General features: G+C 31.1%; 13 protein-coding genes. 9 read left to right on the top strand and 4 right to left on the bottom strand.

Annotated features, from left to right (window positions below; all coding sequences use genetic code 11):
- Positions 1–9 precede the first annotated feature (9 nt).
- Positions 10–327, top strand: coding sequence for a Cif family virulence factor (locus LG45_RS05085; RefSeq protein ID WP_035124994.1), 318 nt, complete (start codon positions 10–12; stop codon positions 325–327).
- Positions 328–891: 564 nt separating this feature from the next.
- On the opposite strand, the gene LG45_RS05080 is transcribed toward LG45_RS05085, so the two are convergent.
- The 3 genes from LG45_RS05080 to LG45_RS05070 form a co-directional block, all read right to left on the bottom strand.
- Positions 892–2913: a TonB-dependent receptor plug domain-containing protein gene (locus tag LG45_RS05080; protein WP_035124993.1), complete on the bottom strand. Its 2022-nt coding sequence runs from the start codon at positions 2911–2913 to the stop codon at positions 892–894.
- A 61-nt stretch (positions 2914–2974) separates the two neighbouring features.
- Complete coding sequence (locus LG45_RS05075) at positions 2975–3829, bottom strand: hypothetical protein (RefSeq protein WP_035124992.1); 855 nt, start codon at positions 3827–3829, stop codon at positions 2975–2977.
- 166 nt (positions 3830–3995) lie between these two features.
- A complete protein-coding gene (locus tag LG45_RS05070) occupies positions 3996–4373 on the bottom strand; it encodes a hypothetical protein (protein WP_081932042.1) in 378 nt (125 codons plus the stop codon).
- Positions 4374–4517: 144 nt separating this feature from the next.
- Here LG45_RS05070 and LG45_RS05065 point away from each other — a divergent pair, with 144 nt between their 5' ends.
- The 3 genes from LG45_RS05065 to LG45_RS05055 all read left to right on the top strand — a co-directional run bounded on the left by LG45_RS05065 (position 4518) and on the right by LG45_RS05055 (position 6999).
- A complete protein-coding gene (locus LG45_RS05065; RefSeq protein ID WP_035124991.1) occupies positions 4518–5105 on the top strand; it encodes a Crp/Fnr family transcriptional regulator in 588 nt (195 codons plus the stop codon).
- Positions 5105–6379, top strand: a complete 1275-nt coding sequence (locus LG45_RS05060) for a hypothetical protein (RefSeq protein WP_052087496.1) — start codon at positions 5105–5107, stop codon at positions 6377–6379. The genes LG45_RS05065 and LG45_RS05060 overlap by 1 nt, the downstream gene beginning before the upstream one ends.
- 65 nt (positions 6380–6444) lie before the next feature.
- On the top strand, positions 6445–6999 hold the full coding sequence (locus LG45_RS05055) for a fasciclin domain-containing protein (protein WP_035124990.1): 555 nt from the start codon (positions 6445–6447) through the stop codon (positions 6997–6999).
- Positions 7000–7080: 81 nt separating this feature from the next.
- Here LG45_RS05055 and LG45_RS05050 read toward each other — a convergent pair whose 3' ends face one another.
- Positions 7081–7515 (bottom strand): RrF2 family transcriptional regulator, encoded by a 435-nt coding sequence (locus tag LG45_RS05050; protein WP_035124989.1) that lies wholly within the window; start codon positions 7513–7515, stop codon positions 7081–7083.
- Positions 7516–7685: 170 nt separating this feature from the next.
- On the opposite strand from LG45_RS05050, the gene LG45_RS05045 reads away from it, so the two are divergent.
- From LG45_RS05045 to LG45_RS05025, 5 genes are read left to right on the top strand one after another with little or no spacing between them, the layout of a single operon-like run.
- Positions 7686–8120, top strand: a complete 435-nt coding sequence (locus LG45_RS05045; protein WP_035124988.1) for a c-type cytochrome — start codon at positions 7686–7688, stop codon at positions 8118–8120.
- 11 nt (positions 8121–8131) lie between these two features.
- On the top strand, positions 8132–9472 hold the full coding sequence (locus tag LG45_RS05040) for a cbb3-type cytochrome c oxidase subunit I (protein ID WP_035124987.1): 1341 nt from the start codon (positions 8132–8134) through the stop codon (positions 9470–9472).
- 4 nt (positions 9473–9476) lie between these two features.
- Positions 9477–10910 (top strand): copper-containing nitrite reductase, encoded by a 1434-nt coding sequence (gene nirK, locus LG45_RS05035; protein ID WP_035125410.1) that lies wholly within the window; start codon positions 9477–9479, stop codon positions 10908–10910.
- Between the two features lie 11 nt (positions 10911–10921).
- On the top strand, positions 10922–11770 hold the full coding sequence (locus tag LG45_RS05030) for a formylglycine-generating enzyme family protein (RefSeq protein ID WP_035124986.1): 849 nt from the start codon (positions 10922–10924) through the stop codon (positions 11768–11770).
- Entirely contained in the window at positions 11767–12345 is a 579-nt protein-coding gene (locus LG45_RS05025; protein ID WP_035124985.1) for an SCO family protein, read from the top strand. The genes LG45_RS05030 and LG45_RS05025 overlap by 4 nt, the downstream gene beginning before the upstream one ends.
- The last annotated feature ends 2 nt before the right edge of the window (positions 12346–12347 follow it).

The following is a 12347-nucleotide window of genomic DNA, read 5'->3' as shown; positions in this document are numbered from 1 at the left end:
AAAAATAATATGAAAAATTTACCTAAAGTAATTACAGATTTAGTTCATGCTCAAGGTCATTTTAATAGTGATGCTTATGCCAATTGTTTTTCAGAAACAGCAACAGTTTTTGACGAAGGAAAAACACACAATGGAAAGGCTGCAATTCGAAGTTGGATAAAAAAAGCCTATGAGACCTATCAAGTTACCATGAAACCTATTGAATATTCTGAAATAAATCAAATCTTGAAAGCTGAAATTTCTGGAAACTTTCCAGGAAGTCCACTTGTATTGACTTATGAATTTGAAATTGTCAATCAGCAAATTCAATCCCTAAAAATTGTTTAAAAAAATCTGTACTTATCTTTTTCAAAGTAACCTAAAAAAAGATAGAGAATTAATTAAAAAAAACTTCTACAAAATCGAACCAGTAAAGTTAACAGTTTATTTACTCTAACAAGCTCATTTAAAGAAGGTTGTGATTCTAAAAAACAAAAAACTCACTACTTAAAAAGCAGTGAGTCAAGTACAGTACACGAATCAGTCAAAATATCTAACCAATTGTTGATTGATTTTGATAAGTTTATAGACTTTATAAATATAGTTTAACCCGCAATTATACTTTACTATCTAAACAATCAATTCATCATATTTAAATAGCATTAGATCTCTTTAACCTTAACATTCTATTATTTGACACCCTTTGCTAAAAAAAGTGAAGATGTGAGTTTAGAAGCTTATTGATAAAAACATTATTAAACATGACAGTAACTTTCTATCAATCTTAGAGAAAAATGTTTGGTAAAAATCAATAAAGTGATTTACTTTTTGATAAAAAAGCGCATCACTTCATTAAAAATATCCTTTATTAAAAGTAGGATTACAATTGCCTTAAATTCTTAGTCGTACTTTTTATAAATTTATAGATAGATTTACAAAATAATTTCTTCCTTGTCTAGGGAAATTGTTCCAATCGGAAAATGTTGAATAATAAGAATCAAAAATGTTTTCAACTCCAAATTTTGTGATTAATTTATTATTATTAATGTTGAATTTATAACCGAAATTTGCGCTAATTATTGCATAGTCAGGCGTTTCGTCTTCTCCATATATAGCTCCAAAATTAGTGTGTTTTGCATTTCCTTGAAGAACAACTTCTGTTGAAAATTTTTCTTTTAAATATGCCAATGATGTTAAGTAGCTTACAGGACTTATAAAAGGTAAATTCACATTCTTAAAGTCTTTTCCTCTACTGTAAACTAACTGCGAATTCCATTTTAATTGTCTAGAAAACTTGATTTCAGAAGTTAAACTAATATTGAAAATGGTAGCATAATCAAGTGCTGTATAAATTTTTACTCCTGTTGCACCAATTGTCATTGGGATCAAGCTAGTATCAGGTTTTCCGACAATATAATTGGAAATATGAAAATATGATGATGCAATTTTTAGGTTAATTTTTTCTTTTTTTAAACCAACAAAAGCATTTCCTTCTATTGAAGTTTCGTTTTTTAAATTTGGGTTTCCAATATTATCATAATTCTCAAAACTATTAAACAAGTAAAAGCCATAAGCTTCTGTTATTGAAGGTGCTCTTTCTCCATAAGCTACACCAAATCCATACTCAAATCCATTTTTGGAAGAATTATAATTTCCAGAAAAGCTTTTTAAAAATCGGGTCTTTTGTGCTTCCATTTCAGGATAAAGAATTTGCAAACTATTTAATCCAAGTTCACTTTCTATTTTATTATAATGATTACCAATTGAAGCTGAAACTTTTATATTTGAATGACAGTTTAAATCATAATAGTCTTCAATAAATAATCCATTATAAAAAGTTACAACATCAGGCCAAGTTAGCATAAACATCAGATTTTCATTTGGATCAGCTGGATACATGGTCATTTCGGCAAGTGATTTGTTATAAAATGAACTTAAGTTTAGTAATAAGTTGTGTTTATTATATTTAGCTTTAATTTTTGAATAATATCCATAGGTTTTACTCCAACCTGGCATGTCCATGTGAACTGGAACAAACGGTCGTTTTGTATCATCCATTTTATGCATTATTTTGTTAAAATAAAGTTTTGTTTCCCAATTAGTTACAATAGAGTTTAATGGGATGTACTCATATTTTAAAGAAGTTATAATTGCTTCTGCAATGGAAACATCCATTGGTAAAGCAGGATAACCAACATCGGTAGCTTTATCATAAATTAACGAACCTTCAATCAACTTGTTTTTACTTAATTTAAAACCTGATGTAAATGAAAAATTCAATTTCTTGAATTGAGAAAATAAAACTTCTTTATTATTTCCTGCTGTGTAATTTTCTGCATTTCGCAGCATAAAATCGGTATCAACATAAAATAAATCATCTGTATAATTTATGGCTGTTCCAATGATATTTTGTTGATTGTTGGTTTCAAAACCTGAATTTATATTAAAATTCCATTTTTTATTTCCGAAGTTATTTTTGTTTCTTTTTAAGTCAATTGAACCTCCAATTGTACTTCCAAAACAAGCACCTTCTTGACCTGAACAAATAGTAGCTTCAGATAGATTAGATACTTCTACATAAGATGTTATTGGATCCATTTTGTCAGTACAAGCACCAAAAATTCTCATTCCGTCTATGGTTATTAGAGTACGTTCAGTAGGCATAGAATTGATAATTGGTTCCCAAGCGTAAGCACCTCGCTTTATCATGTCAACTTTTGCAGATTTTTGTAAATAGTCGTCTATTGATGTTAATGTTTTTGATTGCTTATCTGATAGTTGTGCTTTTTTTCCAATTACTATGACTTCTTGCATTTGAATTGGTTTTATGGTATCTTTTTTTGATTGCTCTTTCATTATGCTATTATTCGTGTCTTGAGCAGAAATAATTGTGGAAAGAAGCATTAAAAAAGTTGAAAGGAGTAATTTTTTCATTAGAGTAAAAATTAAAAAAGTCAAAAACAGAATTGAATTTGACTTTTTTATAATAATTCAATTAGAATTCTATTTCAAAATAAATACTGCTTGATGTAACAGTTTCTGTAATTTCTTCACCTTTAAGAATTGTGCCATCAGGTTTTGCTAATTGAAGATTGATTTTCCAATAACCTGTCATTGTAAGTGATAATTTTCCTTTGTATAAATTGCCTGTCGTTGGTTGAGTTGCATTTACATTATTTGGTGAACTATGATTTCCCATGCTTGGCATTCTTGGGTCAATTTTTACAGTATAACCATCAACAACAGGAAACGTCATCATATCTTGCATTTTCCAAACACCAACAACTAAATCATTTACAGCTACTTTTGGATGATGAGGATCAACATAAGCCACCAAATATTTCACACCATCAGATCCTGTAAAAGTATTAACAGTTCTTTTTGCAGAAGCAGGGACATCAATTACAGAAGTCATTGTATAATCTACATTATCAATTGTATAATCGATTTTTAAATCCCAATATTCAGTAGTGTTTTGAGCCATTTGAAACATAATATATCCTTCATATAAAGTTCCATCCATTGAAATTTTTTCAACTGTAGATTTTGGGCAGGAGTGATTCATCATAGCCATGTGCATGATTGGCATCCAAGTAACTTCTGCATTTTTTATATATTGATTGTTAGCGTTGTTTTTAATCCTTAATTTAATTTCATTATAACCTTGAACTGTTGCTCCTGTATGAGAATATAACTCAATAGTATGCGTAGTATTTGTAATTTCTTTAAACTTTGTCAGTCCATCCAATTCGTTCACTGTTGGATTTGTATTTTCGTCATCATTTGAACATGAGGTAAGAGCTATTACCATGACTAGAATGGTAAATATATTTTTTAAAATAGTTTTCATTTTTTTAATTAAAGTTTATTATACGATGAATCTAAAAGATTTTTTTTAATCAATTTAGGATATAAAAATCCTGTCAATTCATTTTTATGAATTGAAAATTAAATTCAATTTTGAAGTAATTTGATTTTTGAGATAAGCTTAAGCTAAATAAGACTTATTATAGTGTTTAAGAAATAATTGTGGGCGGATGAAAAACGGAACAACTTACCGAGTGAAAGTATAAGTTGGCATAGTTGTCACCAATGGAAGTTTTATTATGAAAATAAATTTGTCTAAAGGATATTTCTGCTATTTCATTGCAGAATAAAAGCTCGACTTCTTGTATTAAATTATTTTTTTTGTCTGAATTGATGGGCTTATCATCGTTTGATGCTTTTGCTAACTCTTTTATTAAATGACATTTACCATTACATTTAAGTTCTGGTTTAGCTTTGTTTTCACAAAGAACATTAGAGATATAATCATAATTAACAATATAATCTATAACCGGAAGAATTGGTTTTAGAAAAATTGAAAGGATTACTATGATTAGTATTTTTTTCATTAGGCAAATTTACAATGAGAAAAAAGCAATTTTATATGATTGTGGTCATATTTTTAGTAAATTTATAAAAAGTAATTTTGTATCCATAAGTTAAAATCGCTTTTAAACAATGCTTTTTTTAACTTAAAACACACTGTTTCAATCATGCAAATAGATTTAGATTTACTGTATACTTGGGGCGCTATTGCCAAGGAATACAAGAAAAATGATATAATAATTAGTGAAGATGAAGTAGCTCATTTCTACTATCAAGTTGTTGAAGGTTGTGTTAGAATGTTTAATTCTAACGATGAAGGAAAAGAGTTTACACAAGGACATTTTTGTAACGGACAAAGTTTTGGTGAACCACCATTATTTATTGACGAGAAATATCCTGCAACTGCTGTTGCTTTTCAAGATTGTAAAATCATTAAACTTTCTAAAGAAAAATTTTTGAAGATTCTAGATGAGTATCCTTCCATTCAAAAGCATTTTTTGATATTAATGGCAAAACGTCTTCACGGAAAGGCAAAAACATCAAAAGACATCATCAATCAAAAACCTGAATTTAGAATTTTAGCATTCTTAAATGCACACAAAAAAGGTAATGGTGATATAAAAGAATTAGTGCCATTTACAAGACAGGAAATAGCCAATTTCACTGGCTTACGAGTAGAAACGGTAATTAGAGCTTTTGCAAAATTGAAAGCAGCCAACAAAATTGAAAATAATAATCATAAAATCTATTTCTAATGCATTTAAACAGCAAGTTTTGGCTGAAATTTTCACTATTAAATTTATTAATTGTAGCACTTATCGGGCTTCTAATGCGTTACAAAATTGGATTTGAATTTCCTTTTTTTGACCAAAAACATTTACAACATTCTCATTCTCATTTTGCCTTTTCAGGTTGGATTAGTCATACTTTGATGGTGTTGATGATTGTTTTTTTAGAGAAGAAAAAAGTCCTTCCACAAGCTCAGGATGACAATAGAGAAAAGAAAATAGAAAATAGATTTTTTAAAAAATACAATTCAATATTATCTGCCAATTTGATTTGTGCTTATGGAATGTTGGTGTTTTTTATCATTCAAGGTTATGGATTATTTTCTATAATTTTTTCGACATCTTCGATTATAGTATCCTGTGTTTTTGCTTATTATTTCGTAAAAGATTTAAAATTAATTTCTGATGATGATTTATCTAAAAATTGGTTCAAAACAGCTTTATTTTTCAATGTGATTTCATCGTTCGGTACATTTGCTTTGGCTTATATGATGATTTCAAAAAACATTCTTCAGAATGAATATTTAGCATCCATCTATTATTATTTGCACTTTCAATATAATGGTTGGTTTTTCTTTGTTTGCATGGGATTATTATTCTCTTTTTTACAATTAAAATCATCTGAAAATCCATTTTTTAAAAGAGCATTTTGGTTGTTCTTTTCATCTTGTATTCCTGCCTATTTTTTATCAACTCTTTGGTGGGATTTGCCAATTTGGATTTACCTTATTACTGTTGTGGCAGCATTTATTCAAGTTTATGCTTGGTTTAGATTTTTGATTATAATTATCAAAACAAAAAGAGAGTTTCTGTACAATTTTCCTTTCTTTTTGCGTTATATTTTGCTTTTTGTCGCTTGTGCATTGAGTATAAAATTTCTGCTTCAATTGGGTTCGACAATTCCTGTATTAAGTACATTAGCTTTTGGTTTTAGACCTATTGTAATCGCTTATTTGCACTTAGTTTTATTGGCAATTATTAGTTTGTTTTTACTTTTTTATGTTTATGCCAATCACTTGATTCATTTCAATAGACAAATAAAAATTGGTGTAATTACTTTCTCAATAGGTGTTTTGTTAAACGAAATAATTCTTGCTATTCAAGGTGTTGCCTCATTTAGCTACACTCCAATTCCGTATGTGAACGAAATGTTATTTGGAGCTGCAATTGTTTTAGTTATTGGTATCGGAATCACTGCTTTTTATTCCATAAAAAAAGTTAAAAATCTTCCGTTATTATGATTGTACTCATAAAATAACTATTTCATAATTAGGTACTTTGTATATATAATTTGAAAGTATATATTATGAAAAAATCAATTAAATCATTGTTATTGGCCATTTTATTTATGGCTATTGGTTGCAAACAAAGTGATCAAGCTGCTACTGAAGCGACATCAGAAACAACCGAAGTTACATCGGGTGGACAAGAAAATGTTGTGGACGAAACTTCTACACCAAACATTGTTCAAACAGCCGCCGGAAGTAAAGATCATACCACATTAGTAGCTGCTGTAAAAGCGGCAGGATTAGTAACTTCGTTAAGTAATGCTGGTCCATTTACGGTTTTTGCACCAACAAATGCAGCTTTTGATAAATTACCTGCTGGAACTGTTGAAGGTTTGTTAAAACCAGAGAAAAAAGGTGATTTAGAAAACATTTTAGGGTATCATACTTATGTTGGAACATTGAAAATTGAATACATGAATGACGGACAAGAGTTTGACATGGTTTACGGAGGAAAAGTTAAAATCACCAAAAAAGATGATAAAACTTTTGTAAATGGTTCAGAAATTGTTGCTTCAATTCCTACAGGAAATGGAATAATTCATGTTATTGGTGATGTACTTTTACCTAAATAAAATCAATTATTAATTCAAATATTGTTTTTCTTTTTTAATTAAGCCAGAAAAGCGTGAATTGTTGTACTTCACGCTTTTTTTTTAATATTTTAAGAAAGTTGTTCCTTTTTTTATCCCTATAGATACCTCTTCAAGTGTAGTATTCTCTAACATGAAAGCTAAATCTTGCTTTACAAATTTAAACTTTTCATGAACAGGACACGGATGATCTTCTGAACAATTACTTAATCCCAATCCGCATCTTAAAAATACCGAATCTCCATCAATTGCAACAACAATCTGAGACAGTGTTATGCGTTTCAAATCTTCTTTTAAAACCATAAATCCTCCACGTACTCCTTTACTCGATTTAATGATATCATTTTTAACTAATACTTGCAAAATTTTTGCTGTAAAAGCCATTGGAGAATCTATTTCTTGAGCAATTTCTTTTATCCCAACTTTTGTGTCATTATAACATAGTGAAGCTATAAAAATAGTAGCTCTTATTCCATATTCACAACTCTTTGAAAACATCTTTTTTATTTCAAATTTATAAAACTTAATCTATAAAAGATAATTTTATCTTTTATTTAACATTTATGATTTTTATCATGTTTTAAGACTATGTCCATTCTTAATTTTGCCTTAAATCAATAAAAGACATTTATGTCTTTTATTAAAAACACTAACTAAAACTAAAATTTATGCTATCAAAATCACAAGCAAGGGCATTTTTTCTAGGTGGAACATTAGTCACATTTTTAGTCTTTATAGGGCTAACAATTTACTCGTTCATGCCAAAAAATGATCAAACCAACTACATCAAAATTGATGCTCAAGTTGTAAAAGGTAAAGAAATTTGGGAATCTAATAATTGTATGGGTTGTCACACTATTCTTGGCGAAGGTGCTTACTATGCACCAGAATTAACAAAAGTAATAGACCGAAGAGGTGATGCTTATGTAAAAGCAGTTTTAATGAGCAAAGAACCCTGGCAACCAAGAGGGAGAAAAATGGTTGCTTATGCAATGACCGAAGCTGAAGCTGAAGCCGTTGTTGCTTACTTCAAATGGATTGGGAAAATTGATTTGAATGGATTTGATAGAATCGTTTCACCATTAGCTAAAGACAAACAATAAAATTAACAAAAATGAAATATAAATCACAAAAGATAGCCTATTGGTTTTTTGCACTTTGCATGCTACTATTCTCTTTGCAAATAATATACGGCTTTATCATGGGCTTTGATCGCATTGGTTTACAAGGTCTTCACAATATAATCCCTTTTAACACCGCAAGAGCAGTACACACCAACTTACTGGTAGTTTGGTTGTTAACAGGATTTATGGGTGCCGCTTATTATATAATTCCTGAAGAAGCGCAACGAGAATTAATAAGTGTAAAATGGGCTTACGTCCAGCTTATATCGTTAGCTGCTGTAGGTGTTGTAGCTATAATTGGTTTTCACTTGAACCATTGGGAAGGTAGAAAATTTCTTGAAATTCCAAGGGAATTAGATTTTCTTGTAGTTGTAAATGTTTTACTGTTTTTAGGATTAATTCTAGGAACTTTATTCAAAGGGAAACGCAAAACAACAACCGCATTAGTCCTTTCTATGGGATTATTATTTGCTGCATTACTCTACTTACCAGGAATGATTTGGTTTGATAGTCAAGTAACAGATTCGTTCTTTCGTTGGTGGGTAGTTCACCTATGGGTTGAAGGTGTTTGGGAATTAATAATGGGTGGTATTTTATCCTATTTATTAATCAAATTAACTGGCGTTGATAGAGAAGTTATCGAAAAATGGTTGTACGTGATCATTGGTTTAACATTCCTTTCTGGAGTTTTAGGAACGGGTCACCACTACTATTACATTGGAGTAAATAAAATTTGGTTAATTGTTGGTGGAATATTCTCTGCGCTTGAACCTTTAGCTTTCCTTGCTATGGCATTATTTGCAGTCAACATGTATAGAAAAGGTGAAAAAAGTCATCCCAACAAAATTGCTTTATTCTGGACTATTGGTTCTGCTATTGTTTCCTTTATTGGTGCTGGTTTATTAGGATTTGCACACACATTACCACAAACAAACCTTTATACACACGGAACATTAGTTACCGCAATGCACGGACACTATGCGTTTTGGGGTGCTTATGCCATGATTGTTTTAGCAATTATTAGTTACGCTCTACCAAATTTAACTGGAAGAAAACGCTACAACAGCGTCCAGGGAAATGCGGCTTTTTGGCTTTCTAATATTGGAATATTAGGTATGACGGTAGCTTTCGGAGTTGCAGGTGTGGTTCAAGTATATATGGAACGTAAACTGAAAATGGAATTTATGGAGGTTCAAAAAGAAATTGAAATTCACTTTATTGTATTACTAATCTGTGCTACTATGTTTACCATTGGAATTGGGCTTTTCATATATGATTTTATAAAATATGGAAGACCAACAGATGAAGCCTTAGAAATTGAAAACAAATAATTTCATGAAAAAGATAATTTTAACCATTTTTGCTCTTACCGCATTAGCAAGTTGTAAGCAAAACGATGAATACGAAAAAGTTGATGCTACTCAAATAGAAGTAGAAGGAGAAGCAGTAATAGCCGAATTGACCTCACCTCCATTTGTACCAAAACCAGTTGGAGATAGAGCCGCTAAAAAGTTAATTGTCAATCTTGAAATAATTGAAAAAGAAGGCGAAATGGCCGACGGTGTAAAATATGTTTATTGGACATTTGGTGGCACTGTTCCTGGTAGTTTTATCAGAACCAGAATTGGTGATGAAGTTGAATTTCACCTAAAAAATCATCCTGATAATAAATTGCCACACAACATCGATTTACATGCAGTAACTGGTCCCGGTGGTGGTGCAAAATCGTCTTTTGTAGCTCCAGGACATGAGGTTACATTCTCTTTCAAAGTGTTAAATCAAGGGCTTTTTGTTTACCATTGTGCTACAGCTCCTGTTGGAATGCATATTGCAAACGGTATGTATGGACTTATTTTGGTAGAACCAGAAGGTGGTTTGCCGCCAGTTGACAAAGAGTACTACATTATGCAAGGTGATTTTTATACTAAAGGAGCTAATGGTGAAAAAGGATTACAACCATTCGACATGGCAAAAGCCATTAAAGAAGATGCAGATTATGTAGTATTCAATGGGAAAACTGGGGCTTTAACTGGTGATAATGCGCTTACTGCCAATGTTGGTGAAACTGTCCGTTTGTATGTTGGAAATGGTGGACCAAACTTGGTTTCTTCTTTCCACGTTATTGGAGAAATCTTTGATAATGTTCATGTTGAAGGCGGAACTTTAATCAACCACGATGTGCAAACCACACTAGTTCCCGCCGGTGGAGCAGCAATTGTAGATTTTAAAGTCGAAGCGCCTGGAACACTTGTTCTTGTTGACCATTCTATATTTAGAACATTCAACAAAGGAAGTTTAGGGTTACTAAACGTAACTGGAGAAGATAATAAAAAAGTGTATTCTGGAACTCAATCTGATCAAGTTTATCATCCTGAAGGTGGAACTATCCAAACCATGCCAAATGATGTAAGTGCAAAAGCGCCAAAAGCAGTAACGCTTGTTGAAAGAATTGCAGATGGAAAATCTATTTATGCTAAAACATGTTTTGCTTGTCATCAACAATCTGGTGAAGGATTACCAAACACCTTTCCGCCATTGGCAAAATCAGATTATTTGAATGCCGATGTGAATAGAGCCATTGAATTTGTTCTTAAAGGTAAAACAGGTGAAATTGTTGTAAATGGTAAAAAATACAACAGTGTTATGACCGCTCAAACGCTTACCGATGATGAAATTGCCAATGTGTTAACCTATGTGTATAGTACTTGGGGCAATTCTAAAAAAGAAGTTACACCAGCAATGGTTAAAGCTGTTAGAAGTAAAAAATAAATAGTATTTCCATGAAAAAGCTATATTTTCTGTTTGTCGTAATTGTGTTTGTTTCTTGTTCTAAAGACAAGGATTTGAATACTCTAGAAAATATAACTATTCCATCAGTTTCCACTCCAAATGATGTTTCTTTTGGAGTGGAAACACCGATGGTTTTTGCAAAAGGTGAAAATTATATTCCACTATACGGGAAAAAAAATGAAGCTATAACAGTAAATGATTTACTCATGGATGTTTATCCAGTTTCAAACGCCAACTATCTAGCTTTTGTAAAAAAAAACAAAAGATGGAGAAAATCTGAAGTAAAAAAACTTTTTGCAGATGATAATTATCTAAACTTTTGGAAAAACGACACTCTTTTGGCAACAGACATGAAGCCAAATAGTCCAGTTACAAATGTTTCTTGGTATGCTGCAAATGCTTATTGCGAATGTCAAGGCAAACGACTTGCAACTGTTGACGAATGGGAATTTGTAGCTATGGCAAATCAAGATATGGCCGATGCTAGAAAAGTTGAAGCCTACAATCAATACATTTTAGATTGGTATGAAAAACCAAAAACTTTCAATAACGAAATTGGGAAAACCTTTAAAAATTATTATGGAGTTTATGACCTACATGGTTTAGTTTGGGAATGGACATCCGATTTTAATTCGATTTTATTAACAGGCGAATCCCGAAGCGATGTCACTACCGATAAAGATTTATTCTGTGGAAGTGGTTCTCTAAATGCTTCCGATTTAATGAATTATGCTGCATTCATAAGATACGCTTTTAGAGGAAGTGTAAAAGCAGATTATGCAGTAAAAAATTTAGGTTTTAGATGTGTCAAAGACACTTTAAATACAAAAAAACCATGAAAAAAATAATCCTCTTTTTTATTGCCATAACACTTTTTGGCTGTAAAAAAACAACAACAGAAACAAAAAATACTTCCATCTCTCAAGAATCTATTTACAACTTAACGAGCAAATGGAAAACTCAAGATAACAAAACCATAGAACTAAAAGATTTAAAAGGGAAAGTGACCGTAATGGTAATGATTTATACCAGTTGCAAAGCCGCTTGTCCAAGATTGGTTGCCGATATGCGCGACATTGAATCTAAAATGCCCAAAGACAAACTATCCGAATTAAACTTTGTTTTAGTAAGTATTGATCCCGAAGTTGACACGCCAGAAAGATTAAAAGCTTTTGCGAAAGCGAATTATATGGATGCGCCACATTGGACCTTTCTGCAAGGAACAAAGTCTACAGTTCAGGAATTTGCTAATGTGTTGGCCGTAAAATACAAACAAATTGCTCCTATGGATTTTTCTCATTCTAATATCATCAGTGTTTTTAATAAAGAAGGCGAATTATTGCATCAACAAGAAGGATTGGGCGTAAATAACAAAGAAACTGTTGATAAAATAATTGAAACCGTTAATAATTAACA

This window comes from Flavobacterium aquatile LMG 4008 = ATCC 11947, assembly GCF_000757385.1.
Taxonomy (GTDB): Bacteria; Bacteroidota; Bacteroidia; order Flavobacteriales; family Flavobacteriaceae; genus Flavobacterium; species Flavobacterium aquatile.
This window is presented reverse-complemented; position numbering and strand designations above follow the sequence as displayed.